The sequence below is a fragment of the Mucilaginibacter humi genome, from assembly GCF_013087555.1.
In genome coordinates this window covers 1-16,138 of sequence record NZ_JABFCR010000041.1, presented here as the reverse complement: position 1 = coordinate 16,138, position 16,138 = coordinate 1, and the positions used below count along the sequence as shown (strand labels likewise).

Sequence of the window (16,138 nt, the reverse complement as noted above, 5' to 3'; positions counted from 1 at the left end):
AGACCACATGCTGGATCCGTGCTGGACCGCGTATGATAAAGAGATCTTATATGCAGTGCACGATGTAACTCCAATGGTTAAAAACGGCGCGAATGTGCTGGGGATAATGTTGGGAAATGGCTGGTATAATCCGGCCCCACTTCGTTTTTGGGGTAAAATAAACCTGCGAAATGCGTTAAGTATCGGCAGGCCAAAGGTAAAGGCCATGCTAAGACTAACTTATTCAGACGGCGGTGTTGAGGTAATTGCTACAGATGAAAATTGGGATACTGCACCAGGCCCGATAGTTAGAAATAACGTTTACCCGGGCGAACAATACGATGCCCGGCTTTTCCGTGAGAATTGGTCGAACCCGAAAGGAGATTTATCAGCCTCGAAAAAAGCGGTGCCAACCCGTGGCCCTGCCGGAAAATTGGTTGCCCAACAACAGCCACCTGTTAGGATTACTGACACCATAAAACCAATTGGTATTACCGAACTTAAACCCGGTGTGTTTGTATTTGATATGGGTAAAAATTTTGCCGGAGTTGCCCAAATCAAGGTCAGCGGAAATGCAGGAACGACTATCAGATTGCGTTATGGGGAAGATAAGTACGCCGATGGCAGTATTAATTTGATGACGGCAGTAGCAGGACAGATCAAGAACAGTAATGGTGGCCCCGGAGCCCCCGCGGTGGCCTGGCAGGAAGATTCCTATATCCTTAATGGGAGAGGGGCAGAAACCCGGCACCCAAGATTTACTTTCCATGGCTTCCGTTACGTGGAAGTTACCGGCTGGCCGGGTAAACCAACCCTTAATGATGTGGTAGGAGTGCGTTTACATTCTGACCTGGCTACAAATGGAACCTTTACTACGGACAATGAAATGTTTAACCAGCTCAATGGGGTTATACGTAACACCTTCCTGAGCAATGTTTTTAGTGTACAGTCGGATTGTCCGGCGCGCGAAAAATTTGGCTATGGCGGTGACCTTTTCTGTACCGCCGAAGCATTCATGTACAATTTCGACATGAGTAATTTTTACAGCAAAGTACTCCGAGACTTTGCGAATGATCAGCGCCCTTCTGGTGGGATCACAGAAACCGCTCCTTTCGTGGGCATCGCAGATTCAGGCCCCGGCGAAGGCTCAGGTCCGCTTGCTTTCCGTGCAGTGTTCCCTTACCCGGTAAAAAAGATGTATGATTTCTATGGTGATCAGCGTATTATTGAAGAAAATTACCCCGCCCTTAAAAAGCATATCGAATTTTTGAGATCGAAGGCGAAGGACAACCTGTTTGATAAGGAAGACCTTGGTGACCATGAAGCACTTACTGCTAAGTCTATTCCACTTACTCCTTCTGTTTTTTACTATTTGCAGGTAAGGATTATGGCCCAATTTGCAAGCATCCTCCAGTTTGAAAACGATCGTTTAACCTACAGTAAACTGGCGGATGAGATCAGAACTGCCATTAACAAAAATTTGATCCGCAAAGCGATGGAAAATTTGAGATGGGGACCCAAACTGCACAGGCCATCAGTTTATGGGCAGGGGTTCCCCAAAAGCAGGAAGCGCAAAAAGCTTTGGCACTATTAGAAAATCAGCTGGAGCAAAAGGATTGGCATATTTCTACGGGGATTTTTGGAACGAAGATGATATTTGACGTGTTGAGGAACACAGATAAGAATGAAATCGCCTATCGTGTAGCTAATCAGCGCGACTTCCCCGGCTGGGGTTATATGCTGGCCAATGGGGCTACTACGCTTTGGGAAACCCGAAGCCTTCAGATAATGTATATTCTAAGAACCACCCCATGTTCGGGTCAATCAGCGAATGGTTTTACCGTTCGGTAGTCGGCATCAATTCCGACGCCCCGGGATTCAAAAGAATTTTATTTAAGCCACAACCAAGCGGCGATATGAAGCACGCGAAAGGAACGTATCAATCGGAATATGGCGAAATAGGCGCTGAATGGACGATTGTAAATAACTCTTTCAGCTATAAAGTAAAGGTCCCCGTAAATACCAGGGCGGAAGTTTGGCTGCCAACCCGATACGGACAAACGCTAACTGAGCAGGCAAAGAAGATTGATAGGAACAGCGGCATCAGGTTTTTACGTAACGAAGATGGCTATACTATTGTAGAGGTTGGATCCGGAGAGTATTGGTTTCAAATTCAAAAATAGTGGCTTACCTAAAGAATTATATCGTGAACATGCCCTTAACTCCTCTCTTCACACTCTTATTGTGCTTAAGTTGTGTCATGTCATCCGCACAAAAACAAATCCCTTTATATACCCATGAAATTCCGAATGCAAAGACGGTAAAAAACCGGGGAGTATCAAAAGGCAGATGGCTTGGTAGATTCACTCACCTTTGAGGTGTCAGAACCGACTTTGACGATATTCTTGCCCAAAAAGCCAACAACAAGAACTTCGGTTATCATCATTCCGGGTGGCGGTTATGGTGTATTGCTTACCAAGCGGGAAGGAAGCGACGTAGCAAGGGCATTTGCGGCAATGGGCGTAACAGCCTTTGTGCTTAAATATAGAATACCAAGTGACCGAACCATGATTGACCGGGCAATTGGCCCATTGCAGGATGCACAACAGGCCATCAAAATTGTTCGTCAGCATGCAAAAGAATGGAAACTGGATCCTCAAAAAATCGGCGTGATGGGTTTTTCTGCCGGCGGTCATCTTGCTTCCAGCCCGGGCACACATTTTGAAAAATCTTTGGTGCCCAACGAAGAAAATACCAGCCTTCGCCCGGATTTTATGTTGCTCGTTAATCCTGTGATTAGCTTCAGTGCCGAAATAGGACATACAGGTTCCAGAGATAACCTGCTGGGGAAATCGCCTTCTCCAGAAAATATAGCGCTATTTTCAAATGAACTGCAAGTCGGACCCTTAACGCCGATAAGCTGGCTGGTCCATTCATCTGAGGACAAGGTTGTACCGGTAGCCAACAGTATTGCTTTTTATACAGCATTGCGCAAGTATGGCATCCCGGCCGAACTTCATCTTTACTCAAAGGGCGAACACGGCTTTCTTACAGCGCCTGCATTCGTCGAATGGTTTGGACGCTGCATATATTGGATGAAGCAGGAAAAACTGATGGAGTAACGCTTATCACCATAAATTGGAGCTACAGCTTTGGAATAACTTAATTTGTCAAAACGCCAGTTGATAATATGAGGGGTTTTTGAAAAGTTAAGTTAGGGAAACATTGTCTGTAAAAAAGCCCTGTAATACTTAATTACAGGGCTTTGTATTTTCAGCGGAGAGTTAGGGATTCGAACCCCGGGACCTGTTACAGTCAACAGTTTTCAAGACTGCCGCAATCGACCACTCTGCCAACTCTCCGGGGACAAAAGTACAAATCCGGGCCGAATTGGCAAGCGGGAATTTTACTTTTTTAACATTTTATTAAAAAGCTTATAAGTAATTGACTTTTAAGTTATTGAATTTTTAATCTGACAGCTTTTCTGCACGAAAAGTGTTAAAACGAGGTTTGACGATCTTTAAATTGCGCTTAGAAAGATCAATACTTGCGTTTAATTCGAAACCGATCAGCAATATCAAGGAGTTTAAATACAGCCACAGCATCACTACGATGATGGTACCGATAGAGCCGTATAGTTTATTATATGACGCGCGAAATTGTTAATGTAATAGGTGAAGCCTAACGAGGTTAAAATAGCCAACCCTGTTGCCAGTATTGAGCCCGGACTAAGAAATGGCCACTTTAATTTATGCGATGGCCCGTAGCGGTATAATATTGATATGCTGACGAAAAATATAGTAACAATTATTATCCACCGCGACAATGTCAGCAAGTAGATCCAAAAATGACTTTTGCTGGCTACATGACTTTGTAAATAAGTTATAACACTTTCACCGGCTATCATAACAGCTATGGCTACTATTAGCGCCACAGCAATAACTATCGTAAGCAGCATGGCAATACTACGGCGCTTAAGCCAGGTACGTTTCTCTAATATTAATGATGAGTTATTAAAAGCCTGCATCAGGTTGCTTACACCATTTGTTGCAAAATATAAAGCAGTTATAAAACCTAAGGATAATAATCCCGCGTTTTGGTTCTTTATAATGTCCTCAATTGTGGTTTCGAAGGCAAGGTAGGCGTAGGTTGGCAAAATAGTTCTGAGCAGCTCTAATAGCTTCTCCCGGAAGTTATCAACAGGTATGTAAGCTATCAGTGTAAATAAAAACAGCGTGCCGGGGAAAAGCGCCAGCATAAAGTTATATGCCAGCGATGAGGCTTTATTTAATAAAGAATCTTCTAAAAACTCATTGATCAACGAAACGGTAACGGCATACACAGACAGGTTACCAAAGCCAGGTAATACAATGGTTTTGGTCCATTTAATAAATGCCCGGTATGGTTTTATCCGAAATAATAAACGGTGCACCCACTTCATCTAAAGCTAATTTACTTAAAAAATGGCTTTAATTTATCTAAAAACTCCCGGGATGGCAGGCAAGGCCGACCGGTTTTCATATTTACAAATACAAGCAAGGTCTCTCCGTGGTGGATCAATTCATTTTTTTCGTTGTACAGGTCATACCTGAAATGAATTTTAACGCCGGGCATTTTATCCATAATAACTTTTACAGTGATCTCTTCATCGTACAGCGCCGGTTTTAAATACTTGCTTTTCATCTCCAACACCGGCATCATTATGCCCGATGCTTCCATACCGCTGTAGGTAAGGCCCGTGCTGCGCAACATTTCAACACGGCCAACCTCGTAAAACTCGGCATAGTTGCCATAGTACATGTAACCCATTTGGTCAGTCTCGCCGTAACGTACCCTTATTTTGGTTGAGTGCTCAAACATTTATTTTTTAATGTTACGTTCATCAAGCGCCTTGCGGAATTTTTGCGCGTTTTTATTATGCTCAGCTACGTTGGTAGCAAAGTTGTGCCGGTTAGAGAAATCCTCTTTAGCTACCATATATATATAGTCGTTCTTATCAGGATTTAACACTGCTTTAACCGCGTTTACTGATGGCATCATAACCGGGCCGGGAGGCAAACCTGTGTGCAGATAGGTATTATAAGGAGAGTTAACCGACAAGTATTTGTTTAACACCCTATGGATAGTAAAATCATTCATAGCAAAGATAACCGTAGGGTCCGACTCCAGTTTCATGCCCTGACGTAATCTGTTTAAATAAAGGCCTGCAATAATTGGCATTTCGTCATCATAAACAGCTTCAGCATCAACAATAGAGGCTAATATAGATACTTGTGGTACCGTTAAGTTTAATGCTGCTGCCTGTTGCTTACGCGCTGGCGTCCAAAAGTTTTGATAATGCGTATACATGCGTTTATAAAATTTTTCGGGCGATATATTCCAATACATTTGGTAGGTATCAGGCATTATCATTACAAAAGCATTATCCGTAGTAAAGCCGTATTGTTTAACAAAGTCGGCCGAATCAAGATAATGCAGCAGCGTTGCCGAGTCGGCCTCAAACTTCTTACCTACAAAGCCCGCAAACTGTTCTTTGGTCCTGAATACGTGGAAAGATAGTTGAACTTGTTCCTGCTCGCCCAATTGCAGCATCCGTATAAACTTGCGGTTGCTCATACCTTCATGTAAGCGATACTTACCCGGTTTAACATGGCCCACATATTTCATATTACGCGCCGCCCATGAAAATGTCGCCGTATCCTTAACTATGTTTTTATCACGAATGGTTTTATAAACGTCGTTAAAATTCTCGCCCGTATGGATATATAAGTATTCCTCATTGCCCGTAACATTTGGCCCGAAATATCTTAAATAGTAAAACAATAGGGTACCGCCCAATGCCAGGACAACTATAATTATTAGGGCGACAATAAACTTTTTAAATGTGCCGCCCGCTGATGTTTTTTGTTTAGCCATGATAGTAGTATACGATTAAGCCTGCAATCTCTGCATTGCCAGTAATCCGCCGGTTAAGTTTTTAACGTTTGTAAACCCGTTTTGTAATAAAATGGCTTGCGCCGTTTGGCTGCGTAAGCCCGCCTTGCATATAACAATTATTTCGTCGCTTTTGTTAGGGGATACAAGCGCCAGTTTTTCAGTTAATTGCGATAGTGGTATGTTTTTACCGCCAATATTATAAGTATGGTATTCTATTTCTTCACGCACATCCAACAAAATAAGCGGCTCGTTGCCCTTTAGTTTGCTATCAAAACTTTGTGCATCAATTTGCTGCATTATTGTTTGCCTTGCGTAACTGTTAAGTTAATTTTTGTGCCGATGCTAACCTTAGTCAAAGAGTCCGTTTTCATTGGTGATTGGCTAACTACTATAACATTGCTTGAATCTGTTATCGCGCCCTCATAAGTAATTGTACCCAGTCCCGTGTTCGAATTTTTCAATATAAACCTAACTGCGTCCGTGTCCTGGTTTACCGGGTCAGGTACCTCAACTTCGCTGGCTCCGACGCCGTCGCCCAACACCAGGTCAATTTTTGAACCTTTAGGGATCTTTGTGCCTGCCTTAATAGTTTGTCCGGCTAATCGTGCTTCTAACACTACATTAAGCGCTATATCAGAACGATAAGTAGTATCACCAACCTTTAATCCATTGTTTTGTAAGGTTGCTACGGCCTGTATATAAGGCATCTGGTCAATATCGGGCAATGCCACCGGTGGTGCTTTAAGCACAACCATGGTCAGGTATATTTTACGATGCTCCTTAACGTTAGTTTCGGGATCAGGATCTTGTTCAAGCACGGTACCGGGAGCAGCATCGCCTACATAAACCGAATCTATCTGGTATTCAAATCCCCGGTCTTCTAATATGCTGATAGCTTTATCAATAGGAAGCCCTTTTAATTTGGGAACAGGGATACCAGAGCCATGGTTCGTGTAAAAACCGAGACTAAAAAACGCTATCAATACGATGGCTATAACAGAACCTATAGCCAAAAGTATATTGTTTCTAAAAGATTTGGTTTTTAAATATGCCCCGAGTTTACTCATCTGCAGCCTGTAGTATTATACTTAAATTATGCATCAAACATAAGGATAATTTCGGATTTATGCAGTTTGAAAAACTAATGTATTTATTAACTCACCTGCTCCAAAAATAGCTATATTTGACCGTATGACAATGAAAAACATAGCACTTTTGGCCGGAGGATTTACCGGCGAATACGAGGTATCATTAAACAGCGCTCAAAACATAGCGGCTAATTTAGATAAGACTAAATATAACGTTTACACCATATTAGTTAACCGCGACCGTTGGTTTTATGAGGATGGCAGCGAACGTTTTGATGTAGATAAAAACGATTTCAGCATAACTATAAAAGGAGAGAAGATAAAATTTGACTTCGCCTTTATCACCATTCACGGTACCCCCGGCGAGGACGGAAAGATGCAGGGCTATCTCGATCTGGTGAATATCCCATACAATACCTGCGATGTTACCACGTCGGCTATAAGCATGAATAAGGCTTACACCAAGACCATTGTGCATGGCATACACGGATTAAACACCGCTAAATCACTGCGCTTGTTTAGAAATGACGGACATGATGTTGTTAATATCGCGGCGACTTTAAAGTTCCCGCTGTTTATTAAGCCTAATAATGGCGGCAGCAGCGTGGGCATGAGCAAGGTTTATACCGTTGGCGAACTACCGGCTGCTATTGCCAAAGCTTTTCATGAGGACGACCAGATACTGATCGAGGAATTTATAAAGGGCCGCGAATTTAGCCGCGGTATTGCACGCTTACATGGCAAAATAGTAGTGCTGCCTGCTACTGAGATCATTACTAAAAAGGACTTTTTGATTATGAAGCCAAGTATACCTCAGGCGTTACCGAAGAGGTTACACCGGCCGATCTAAGCCCTGAAAAAGACGCCCAGATAGCCGAGATACTAACCGAAGTTTACCTGCGCCTTAACTGTAAAGGCATGGCCAGGATAGATTTTATCTTATTAGATGATACGCTTGATTTTTATTTCATCGAGATCAATACCACACCCGGCCAATCGTCGGCCAGTTTGATACCGCAGCAGGTGAGGGCAGCAGGTATGAGCGTGCCTGATTTTTACGCCGAACTGATAGAGGGTAACCTGTAATTTTAGCTGCCTGTTTTGTTTCACGAAAATGTGAACAAGGGAGATGCTCTTAAGTTATTGATAATTAGTGTTTGCTAAACAAGGTGAAACACATTATAGTGTGCTAAACCGCTTTTTTAAACGATGTGTAATGTTCAATAACATCTTTCGGGATTTTAGATGCTTTGCCATCGGAACCGGCGTTGATAATGTGGTTATTAGATATTTGAGGTAAACCTAATCAACCTTGTATGGTCAAAAAAATACTCATCACTTTAGTAATAATAATTAATACCGGCGCTGTTTACGCTCAGCAATACACCGCTAAAGATCTTATAGGGCGTTGGCAGGAGGTAAGAAATAAAAAAATTAATATTTGTTTTTTAACAGATTCTACTGCGGCATGGATAATGAACGACGGGTTGCTTCATTATAAAATAAATTATACAACAAGGTTAGATAAAGATATCATCCGGCTTAAATACACACCAGAGATTGATAGAGAGAAACCCGGTACGTCGAGCCCTATATTAAATTTTTAAATGATAGCACCTTTTAATGAGGTCGTTATGGGGTATCCCTAAAGATGCAGATAGTACAAATGAAAAGGTTTCGGTGTTTGTTAAGATCAAAAATCCGGTACCCGGAACAGAAATGCGTTTGCCAACATATAAAGACCTGCTGGGCCAGTGGGTACTCATGTTTAAAAACGAGCCACGCTCGTCTAAATTAGAGTTTGTCGATTCAAAGCATGTAATACGTAAAACCTCAACCACCGCCCTTGAATTAGATTATGTTGCCGATTTTACCAAACAACCTATAACTATTGACTTTTATATAAATAATAACCTGATCAACCAATCATATATTCTTTTTAACAGTAAAGATGATATCAGGTTAGAAAATTTTGATCCCGGTAAACGTAAAGATCATTTTACGGCTTTCGGGCAAAATTATGGGTATAAAAGAGAGAAGCCGCTTTAGTAATATACAACTATCCAATAAACTTATAATAACAAGCCTTGTATATATAAAAGGCTTTAGCTACCTTTGCACCCACAAATAACAAATTAATTAACGCTTTAATATTATTTACGTAATGTATTTAAGTACAGAAGAAAAACAAGCAATTTTCGCAAAGCACGGTAAAGGTGCAACTGACACAGGTTCGACCGAAGGTCAGGTAGCATTATTCACTTACCGTATCGCACACTTAACCGGGCACCTGAAAAAAAACAAACACGATTTTTCAACCCAATTATCACTGCAAAAATTAGTAGGTAAACGCCGCGGATTGCTGGCTTACCTTTACAAAAAAGATATTGAGAGATACCGTGCTATCATCAAAGCTTTACAGCTTAGGGATATCATTAAGTAACTTTAAGTTATTTTTAAAAAAGCCGTCTCTGGTAATGAGATGGCTTTTTTACTTTCTGAATACATATTACACACCATAAAAAAACCGGTGCGCTCTAAAAGATGAAAAGCGCATCATAACGCAAAAAAAGATGAACATAATTAAGAAAGTAATCGATTTAGGTGACGGCCGCACCATCGAGATCGAAACAGGAAAACTGGCCAAACAAGCTGATGGATCAGTAGTAATAAAAATGGGTGATACCATGTTATTGGCTACCGTTGTTTCATCAAAGGAAGCAAAAGAAGGAGTTGATTTTTTACCTCTTTCTGTTGATTACCGTGAAAAAATATGCTGCTACCGGCCGTATCCCCGGTGGATTTTTACGCCGTGAGGCCCGTTTATCAGACTACGAGGTTTTGATCTCGCGTTTGGTTGACCGTGCGTTGCGCCCGATGTTCCCGGGTGATTATCATGCCGATACACAAGTAATGATCTCATTAATATCAGCTGATAAAGATATCATGCCTGATGCATTGGCAGGTTTAGCTGCATCAGCAGCATTATCTGTATCTGATATCCCTTTTAACGGGCCTATATCAGAAGTTCGTGTAGCTAAAATTGATGGTAAATTAGTTATCAACCCAACTTTAAGCCAATTGGCAACTGCAACTTTAGAGTTTATTGTTGCCGGTAACGAGCATGACATTAACATGGTTGAAGGCGAAGGTGCCGAGATACAGGAAGATGAGCTGGTTGAAGCAATTAAATTTGCACACGCTGCTATTAAAGTACAGTGTTTGGCTCAAAAAGAGTTAACTATTGAAGTTGGTAAAACCGAAAAACGCGCTTACAGCCACGAGCATAGCAATGATGAGCTTGAGAAAGCTATCTACGCTGCTACTTACGATAAAGTTTACGCTGCTGCAGCTGAAGCTTCATCAAAAGATGTACGTGCTGCTAAATTCAAAGCTATACGCGATGAGTATATAGAAACTTTAGGTGAGATTGATGACGTTACTAAGTTTTTAGCTAAAAAATATTACCATGATGTTGAGTATGATGCTATCCGTAACCTTGTATTAGATGAAGGCAAACGCTTAGACGGCCGTACAACTACACAGATCCGCCCGATATGGAGCGAAGTTGGTTATTTACCTGCTGCTCACGGTTCGGCTGTGTTTACACGTGGCGAAACCCAATCATTAACATCAGTTACCTTAGGTGCTAAGGATGATGAGCAAATGATTGATGGCGCGTTCATCAACGGTTACCAAAAATTCCTGTTACACTATAACTTCCCCGGTTTCTCAACCGGCGAGGTTCGTCCTAACAGGGGTGCAGGCCGTCGCGAGATCGGTCACGGTAACCTGGCTATGCGTTCGTTAAAACGTGTATTACCTGCTGATGATGCAAACCCTTACACTATCCGTGTAGTATCTGATATTTTAGAATCAAACGGTTCATCATCAATGGCTACGGTTTGCGCCGGTACATTGGCTTTGATGGATGCCGGTATCAAAATCAGCAACCCGGTATCTGGTATCGCTATGGGATTGATCACTAACGAAATGGGTACAAAATATGCTATCCTTTCTGATATTTTGGGTGATGAAGATCACCTGGGTGATATGGACTTTAAAGTAACAGGTACCAAAAACGGTATTGTTGCTGTACAAATGGACCTGAAAATAAACGGCCTTTCATGGGAAGTGTTAACCAACGCTTTAAACCAAAGGCTAAAGATGGCCGTTTACATATCCTTGGCGAAATGGCTAAAACCATTACCGCGCCACGCGAAGATTACAAACCACACGCTCCGCGTATCGTTACCATCCGTATCGACAAAGAGTTTATTGGTGCCGTTATCGGACCTGGTGGCAAGATCATCCAGAAATGCAACGCGAAACCGGGGCTACGATCTCTATCGAGGAAGTTGGCAACCGTGGTGTAGTTCAAATATTTGCTGATAACAAAGACGCAATTGATAAAGCAGTATCACGTATAAAAGCCATCGCTTCAAAACCTGAAGTTGGTGAGATTTACGAAGGTAAAGTAAAATCAATTATGCCATTTGGTGCATTTGTTGAAATTATGCCGGGTAAAGACGGTTTGTTGCATATATCTGAAATAGACCACAAACGTATTGAAACCATGGACGGAATTTTTGAAGTTGGTGATGAGGTACGCGTTAAATTATTAGATGTTGACAAGCAAGGTAAATTAAAACTTTCGCGTAAAGTTTTATTGCCAAAGCCGGAAGCAGCTAAATAATTTTTATTATAACTTATACAGTAAAGGCCTTAGCAATAAGGCCTTTACTTTTAAACCGGAATTTTGTTTTAACTATTTTGTTTTTTTTTAAAACAAAAAGCGGTTTTCTGATATTTATGTCAGTTATAGTGTTGATAAAAGCTAAAAGGCCGATCTGTTGAAAAAATGACATCTACTCCGCATGACCCTTTAGATTTTCTTAATAGCAACAATAATTCAGGTAAACCGGCAGGTCCCCATGCTGATTTAGTCCAGTTGTTATTGTATGAAATTATAAGGGTAAAAGAATTGATTGCCTATTACGACTCCATCCCCAATGGCGCGGGGCAGCTTGGTGCCTCAATTTTAACCGAGCTGGTTACCGAAGCCTATAACTCGTTAGTTAATTACGATGTTGTGCTGATGAAAAAATATTATGATCTTTTATTGAATTGTGACTAAGTTGTGATTAGTCATTAGTCATTGGATGGCGTATTTTCTGTTTGCTAATAAAGTCACCACAATTACCCACAATTAATATATTTGCAATAACTAATAACTAATGACACAATGACCAATGACCGCTTAATCTCCCCATCAATCTTAGCTGCCGATTTTGGTAATCTGCAACGCGATATCGAAATGCTTAACAAAAGCGAGGGCGACTGGATACATGTGGATATTATGGATGGGTTGTTTGTGCCTAACATATCATTTGGTTTCCCGGTAACAGAGGTGGCGTATAAACATGCTACGAAGCCCCTTGACGTACATTTAATGATTGTTGACCCTGACAGGTATATCAAACGTTTTGCTGCCGCAGGCGCGGCCGGTATCACCGTACAGTTTGAGGCTTGCCCAAATTTACACCGTACCGTGCAGGTAATTAAAGAGACCGGTTGCAGGGCAGGGGTGGCCATTAACCCGCACACGCCGGTGGCTATGCTGGTTGATATTATAGGCGAGCTGGACCTGGTGCTGGTGATGTCGGTAAACCCCGGCTTTGGCGGGCAGCATTTTATTGATAATACCTACAAAAAAGTAGCCGAAGTAAAAAAACTGGCAGACGAGTGTAAGCCTGATCTTTTTATAGAGGTTGATGGCGGGGTTGATCAAACAAACGCCGGTAAATTGTTTTCGGTAGGGGCAAATGTATTGGTGGCGGGCAGCGCGGTATTTGCGGCTGCTAACCCATCGGCCATGATCTCGACCCTTAAACATGCCTGATTTTTATTACAATCGTAATAGAAATAGTGCCCTTATTTTCATTTTATTCAATATCATCGCCTAAATAGCCAATTTTATAAAACATTTGTATTTTTTAAAATAAATGCAAATAAAACCTATAAACTTTGCCGAATTAATTACCTTTGCCCAATCAAAATATAAACTTTACAATATTATATTTTGTACAAAACCAATTTTCAAAACATATGAAACATAACTTTGGTGCCGGTCCCGGCATCTTACCTCATGAAGTTTTAAAGCAAGCAGCCGCCGCGGTGGTTGATTTTAACGGTATCGGTTTATCTCTTTTAGAGATTTCGCACCGTTCGGCCGAGTTTGAGGCGGTTTTAGATGAGGCCGTAAAATTAGTTAAAGAGTTATTAGAAGTTCCGGAAGGATATTCGGTATTGTTTTTACAAGGCGGTGCAAGCACGCAGTTTGCAATGGTGCCTTATAACCTGTTGCCATCAACCGGTAAAGCAGCTTATGTCGAGTCGGGCGTATGGGCTAACAAAGCATTAAAAGAGGCTAAGTTTTTTGGCGAGGTGGATGTTATCGCATCTTCAAAAGAAAGCAACTTTACTTATATCCCTAAAGATTATACCGTACCAGCTGATGCGGCATATTTACACTTAACATCAAACAATACCATTTACGGTACGCAGTTGCATGAGTTCCCGGCATCTTCAATACCCGTGGTTTGCGATATGTCATCGGATATTTTCAGCCGTAAAATTAACGTTGCCGATTTTGGTATCATTTACGCAGGTGCGCAAAAAAACATGGGCCCTGCCGGTACTACTTTAGTAATTGTTAAGGATGAGATCTTAGGCAAAGTTGATCGTAAGATCCCGGCAATGCTTAACTACCGTGTACAAATAGAAGGCGGATCAATGTATAACACCCCACCGGTGTTTGCTATCTACGTTTCAATGCTGACATTAAACTGGCTGAAATCAAAAGGTGGTGTTGAAGCTATCGCGAAAGAAAACAAAGCAAAATCAAAGGTATTGTATGACGAGATTGACCGTAACCCCATGTTTAAAGCGGTGTGTGCTGTTGAGGACCGTTCGGACATGAATGTATGTTTTGTTATGGAAAACCCTGAGCTGGAAAAACCATTCCTTAAACTATGCGACGAAAAGGGCATAGTAGGTATTAAGGGCCACAGAAGTGTAGGCGGTTTCCGTGCTTCAATATATAACGCGTTGCCAATAACCAGCATTTATGTGTTGGTTGACGCAATGCAGGAGTTTGCAGAGAAAAATAAATAGGTTGGTTTATTAGTCACTGGTCATTCGTCATTAGTATGGCAAATGTTACCAATGACTAATGACTTAATGACTAATGACAAAAAGACAATGATCAAAATATTAGCTAACGATGGGATAGACCCTATCGGTAAAAAGATGTTAGAGGATGCCGGTTTTGAGGTTGATACTAACAACATACCACAGGATGAATTGCCTGTTAAATTACAAAACTACGATGCCATTACCGTGCGCAGTGCAACTAAAGTACGCAAGGCGTTAATTGATGCCTGCCCTAACTTAAAGCTAATTGGCCGCGGTGGTGTAGGTGTTGATAATATTGACGTGGAGTACGCGAAAGAAAAAGGCGTGGGTGTATATAATACTCCTGCATCTTCATCATTATCAGTAGCTGAATTAGTGGTTGCGCAACTATTTACCGGTGTGCGTTTCCTGCATGACAGTAACCGCAAAATGCCGGTTGATGGCGGTACCAAATTTAACGATCTGAAAAAAGCTTATGCTAAGGGTATTGAGCTGCGTGGTAAAACTTTAGGTATTGTAGGCTTTGGCCGCATTGGCCGCGAGGTAGCTAAAATAGCTATCGGTATCGGTATGGATGTGATCGCTTACGATCTGTTCGAGTTCAATCCTGAGGTGGAGATCGTTTTAGGATCAGGCGGTACAAAAGTTAATGTTGCTGTTAAAAAGCTACGTTGGACGAGATTATTAAAACTGCTGACTTTATCACCCTGCATACTCCATTTATTGACAAAGCCTTAATTGGTGCCGAAGAACTGGCAAAAATGAAAAAAGGCGTGCAGTTGATCAATATCTCACGCGGTGGGTTGATCGACGAGTTAGCGTTGATCGATGCATTGAACAGCGGCCGGTATCATACGCGGCGTTAGACGTGTTTGATAACGAGCCAACTCCGCGTGCTGAGATCTTGTCTCATCCAAAAATATCATTAACCCCACACATCGGCGCTGCTACCAATGAAGCCCGGAGCGGATAGGTGTAGAGTTGGCCAGCTTAATTATTGGTCACTTTAAGAAATAATAGAACTTACAACAATTGTAAAAAGCCTGCTTGAGTGATCAAGCAGGCTTTTTACAATTGTCATCCTGAGCGATAGCGAAGGATCTGCAAACTATGCAATCGCCGCCCGGCAGATGCTTCGTTCCTCAGCACGACAAACGCTTTAAAGTATGTAGCTTACTCCCTTTTCAGGTATCACAACCGGGTATCCATCATCAGCCAAACTATCAGCCAATAACTGCATGCTGCTTTCCTCGCCGTGTACCGTAAACTCCTTTAAGGTTGGCCTTATCCTGCGTTTTAATGTTGTTTACCAGGTCTTCGTGATCGCCGTGGGCGCTCAGGACGTCTGTCTGTTTAATGGTGGCATATACAGCCAGATCACGGTCCTTTATGTGGACTATCGAATCACCGCGCAATAAACGGTGGCCCAAAGTACCTTTGGCGCAATAGCCTATAAACAGGATGGTGCAGTAATAATTCTGGATATTATAAAACAGGTGATCCTGGATGCGTCCTCCTTCCAGCATTCCTGCTGATGAGATAATGATACAGGGCTCGAAATAATTAGAGATCTGGCGGCTATCCTTTAACGACTCGATGTATTCTAAGTTATCAAACTCAAACTCATCGCCCTGTGCCCTGTAAAAATCCTGCGCTTCTTTGTTTACCAGGTTATGGTATTTACGGAAGATACCCGTAGCCATACTCGCCATAGGGCTATCTACAAAAACTTTAACCGGCGGCAACAAACCGCTGCTAAAGATCTTGTTCAACGAATAAACCAACGATTGCGTACGCCCGATACTAAACGCCGGGATAATTAACCGGCCTTGCTCTTTACGCAGCATTTTTCAATCACCTCAACCAGCGTTTGCTCAACTGATTTATCTTTGGTATGCATGCGTCCGCCGTAGGTTGATTCGGTTACTATAAAATCT

18 protein-coding genes, 1 tRNA gene and 3 pseudogenes are annotated in these 16,138 nt (G+C 41.9%); 14 read left to right on the top strand and 8 right to left on the bottom strand.

What is annotated here, in order from left to right; translation table 11 throughout:
- Positions 1 to 7: 7 nt before the first annotated feature.
- The 3 genes and pseudogenes from HK413_RS09570 (at position 8) to HK413_RS09555 (ending at position 3,101) form a co-directional block, all read left to right on the top strand.
- Positions 8 to 1,830, top strand: a pseudogene (locus HK413_RS09570) (family 78 glycoside hydrolase catalytic domain).
- Positions 1,791 to 2,162 carry an alpha-L-rhamnosidase C-terminal domain-containing protein gene (locus HK413_RS09560; protein ID WP_175270026.1) on the top strand — a complete coding sequence of 124 codons (372 nt, stop codon included), beginning with the start codon at positions 1,791 to 1,793 and terminating at the stop codon, positions 2,160 to 2,162. The pseudogene HK413_RS09570 and the gene HK413_RS09560 overlap by 40 nt, the downstream one beginning before the upstream one ends.
- 171 nt (positions 2,163 to 2,333) lie before the next feature.
- Positions 2,334 to 3,101 carry an alpha/beta hydrolase gene (locus HK413_RS09555; RefSeq protein ID WP_246230169.1) on the top strand — a complete coding sequence of 256 codons (768 nt, stop codon included), beginning with the start codon at positions 2,334 to 2,336 and terminating at the stop codon, positions 3,099 to 3,101.
- Positions 3,102 to 3,256: 155 nt separating this feature from the next.
- On the opposite strand, the gene HK413_RS09550 is transcribed toward HK413_RS09555, so the two are convergent.
- The 7 genes from HK413_RS09550 to HK413_RS09525 all read right to left on the bottom strand — a co-directional run bounded on the left by HK413_RS09550 (position 3,257) and on the right by HK413_RS09525 (position 6,983).
- Positions 3,257 to 3,341 (bottom strand) — tRNA-Ser (locus tag HK413_RS09550).
- Positions 3,342 to 3,446: 105 nt separating this feature from the next.
- The gene (locus HK413_RS21105; protein WP_317169437.1) at positions 3,447 to 3,584 is read right to left on the bottom strand and encodes a hypothetical protein; all 138 of its coding nucleotides are present in this window, start codon (positions 3,582 to 3,584) and stop codon (positions 3,447 to 3,449) included.
- Positions 3,585 to 3,586: 2 nt separating this feature from the next.
- Positions 3,587 to 4,420, bottom strand: coding sequence for a YihY/virulence factor BrkB family protein (locus HK413_RS09545; protein ID WP_317169436.1), 834 nt, complete (start codon positions 4,418 to 4,420; stop codon positions 3,587 to 3,589).
- 11 nt (positions 4,421 to 4,431) lie between these two features.
- Positions 4,432 to 4,839 carry an acyl-CoA thioesterase gene (locus HK413_RS09540; protein WP_175270025.1) on the bottom strand — a complete coding sequence of 136 codons (408 nt, stop codon included), beginning with the start codon at positions 4,837 to 4,839 and terminating at the stop codon, positions 4,432 to 4,434.
- Positions 4,840 to 5,895, bottom strand: coding sequence for an endolytic transglycosylase MltG (gene mltG, locus HK413_RS09535; RefSeq protein WP_175270024.1), 1,056 nt, complete (start codon positions 5,893 to 5,895; stop codon positions 4,840 to 4,842).
- A 15-nt stretch (positions 5,896 to 5,910) separates the two neighbouring features.
- A complete protein-coding gene (locus tag HK413_RS09530; protein WP_175270023.1) occupies positions 5,911 to 6,213 on the bottom strand; it encodes a rhodanese-like domain-containing protein in 303 nt (100 codons plus the stop codon).
- On the bottom strand, positions 6,213 to 6,983 hold the full coding sequence (locus tag HK413_RS09525) for a PASTA domain-containing protein (RefSeq protein WP_175270022.1): 771 nt from the start codon (positions 6,981 to 6,983) through the stop codon (positions 6,213 to 6,215). Before HK413_RS09525 ends, HK413_RS09530 begins: the two co-directional genes overlap by 1 nt.
- Before the next feature lie 124 nt (positions 6,984 to 7,107).
- On the opposite strand from HK413_RS09525, the pseudogene HK413_RS09520 reads away from it, so the two are divergent.
- The 11 genes and pseudogenes from HK413_RS09520 (at position 7,108) to HK413_RS09480 (ending at position 15,218) form a co-directional block, all read left to right on the top strand.
- A pseudogene (locus tag HK413_RS09520) lies at positions 7,108 to 8,090 on the top strand (D-alanine--D-alanine ligase).
- A gap of 230 nt (positions 8,091 to 8,320) precedes the next feature.
- Positions 8,321 to 8,611 (top strand): hypothetical protein, encoded by a 291-nt coding sequence (locus tag HK413_RS09515; protein WP_175270021.1) that lies wholly within the window; start codon positions 8,321 to 8,323, stop codon positions 8,609 to 8,611.
- A gap of 16 nt (positions 8,612 to 8,627) precedes the next feature.
- Positions 8,628 to 9,053 carry a hypothetical protein gene (locus tag HK413_RS09510; RefSeq protein WP_175270020.1) on the top strand — a complete coding sequence of 142 codons (426 nt, stop codon included), beginning with the start codon at positions 8,628 to 8,630 and terminating at the stop codon, positions 9,051 to 9,053.
- A gap of 115 nt (positions 9,054 to 9,168) precedes the next feature.
- Positions 9,169 to 9,447 (top strand): 30S ribosomal protein S15, encoded by a 279-nt coding sequence (gene rpsO / locus HK413_RS09505; RefSeq protein ID WP_175270019.1) that lies wholly within the window; start codon positions 9,169 to 9,171, stop codon positions 9,445 to 9,447.
- Between the two features lie 130 nt (positions 9,448 to 9,577).
- Complete coding sequence (locus HK413_RS22195) at positions 9,578 to 9,820, top strand: hypothetical protein (protein ID WP_394353158.1); 243 nt, start codon at positions 9,578 to 9,580, stop codon at positions 9,818 to 9,820.
- Positions 9,768 to 11,396: a polyribonucleotide nucleotidyltransferase gene (locus HK413_RS09500; RefSeq protein WP_394353157.1), complete on the top strand. Its 1,629-nt coding sequence runs from the start codon at positions 9,768 to 9,770 to the stop codon at positions 11,394 to 11,396. Before HK413_RS22195 ends, HK413_RS09500 begins: the two co-directional genes overlap by 53 nt.
- Positions 11,323 to 11,700, top strand: a complete 378-nt coding sequence (locus tag HK413_RS22190; RefSeq protein WP_394353156.1) for a S1 RNA-binding domain-containing protein — start codon at positions 11,323 to 11,325, stop codon at positions 11,698 to 11,700. Before HK413_RS09500 ends, HK413_RS22190 begins: the two co-directional genes overlap by 74 nt.
- 165 nt (positions 11,701 to 11,865) lie before the next feature.
- Positions 11,866 to 12,141 carry a hypothetical protein gene (locus tag HK413_RS09495; protein ID WP_175270018.1) on the top strand — a complete coding sequence of 92 codons (276 nt, stop codon included), beginning with the start codon at positions 11,866 to 11,868 and terminating at the stop codon, positions 12,139 to 12,141.
- 108 nt (positions 12,142 to 12,249) lie between these two features.
- Positions 12,250 to 12,906: a ribulose-phosphate 3-epimerase gene (gene rpe, locus HK413_RS09490; RefSeq protein WP_175270017.1), complete on the top strand. Its 657-nt coding sequence runs from the start codon at positions 12,250 to 12,252 to the stop codon at positions 12,904 to 12,906.
- A gap of 206 nt (positions 12,907 to 13,112) precedes the next feature.
- Positions 13,113 to 14,180: a 3-phosphoserine/phosphohydroxythreonine transaminase gene (gene serC / locus HK413_RS09485; protein ID WP_175270016.1), complete on the top strand. Its 1,068-nt coding sequence runs from the start codon at positions 13,113 to 13,115 to the stop codon at positions 14,178 to 14,180.
- Positions 14,181 to 14,267: 87 nt separating this feature from the next.
- Positions 14,268 to 15,218: pseudogene (locus HK413_RS09480) on the top strand (D-2-hydroxyacid dehydrogenase).
- A gap of 206 nt (positions 15,219 to 15,424) precedes the next feature.
- Here HK413_RS09480 and HK413_RS09475 read toward each other — a convergent pair.
- Entirely contained in the window at positions 15,425 to 16,048 is a 624-nt protein-coding gene (locus tag HK413_RS09475; protein WP_246230167.1) for a hypothetical protein, read from the bottom strand.
- Positions 16,049 to 16,138 lie beyond the last annotated feature (90 nt).

Excerpts from the sequence above, each read along its gene's own strand:
- HK413_RS09510 (WP_175270020.1), top strand. The coding sequence starts at position 8,628 with ATGAGGTCGTTATGGGGTATCCCTAAAGATGCAGATAGTACAAATGAA.
- HK413_RS09540 (WP_175270025.1), bottom strand. The coding sequence starts at position 4,839 with ATGTTTGAGCACTCAACCAAAATAAGGGTACGTTACGGCGAGACTGAC.
- mltG (WP_175270024.1), bottom strand. The coding sequence starts at position 5,895 with ATGGCTAAACAAAAAACATCAGCGGGCGGCACATTTAAAAAGTTTATT.
- serC (WP_175270016.1), top strand. The coding sequence starts at position 13,113 with ATGAAACATAACTTTGGTGCCGGTCCCGGCATCTTACCTCATGAAGTT.
- HK413_RS22195 (WP_394353158.1), top strand. The coding sequence starts at position 9,578 with ATGAACATAATTAAGAAAGTAATCGATTTAGGTGACGGCCGCACCATC.
- HK413_RS21105 (WP_317169437.1), bottom strand. The coding sequence starts at position 3,584 with ATGCTGTGGCTGTATTTAAACTCCTTGATATTGCTGATCGGTTTCGAA.
- HK413_RS22190 (WP_394353156.1), top strand. The coding sequence starts at position 11,323 with ATGCAACGCGAAACCGGGGCTACGATCTCTATCGAGGAAGTTGGCAAC.
- HK413_RS09515 (WP_175270021.1), top strand. The coding sequence starts at position 8,321 with ATGGTCAAAAAAATACTCATCACTTTAGTAATAATAATTAATACCGGC.
- HK413_RS09475 (WP_246230167.1), bottom strand. The coding sequence starts at position 16,048 with ATGCTGCGTAAAGAGCAAGGCCGGTTAATTATCCCGGCGTTTAGTATC.
- HK413_RS09545 (WP_317169436.1), bottom strand. The coding sequence starts at position 4,420 with ATGAAGTGGGTGCACCGTTTATTATTTCGGATAAAACCATACCGGGCA.
- HK413_RS09495 (WP_175270018.1), top strand. The coding sequence starts at position 11,866 with ATGACATCTACTCCGCATGACCCTTTAGATTTTCTTAATAGCAACAAT.
- HK413_RS09560 (WP_175270026.1), top strand. The coding sequence starts at position 1,791 with ATGTTCGGGTCAATCAGCGAATGGTTTTACCGTTCGGTAGTCGGCATC.
- HK413_RS09530 (WP_175270023.1), bottom strand. The coding sequence starts at position 6,213 with ATGCAGCAAATTGATGCACAAAGTTTTGATAGCAAACTAAAGGGCAAC.
- rpsO (WP_175270019.1), top strand. The coding sequence starts at position 9,169 with ATGTATTTAAGTACAGAAGAAAAACAAGCAATTTTCGCAAAGCACGGT.
- rpe (WP_175270017.1), top strand. The coding sequence starts at position 12,250 with ATGACCAATGACCGCTTAATCTCCCCATCAATCTTAGCTGCCGATTTT.
- HK413_RS09525 (WP_175270022.1), bottom strand. The coding sequence starts at position 6,983 with ATGAGTAAACTCGGGGCATATTTAAAAACCAAATCTTTTAGAAACAAT.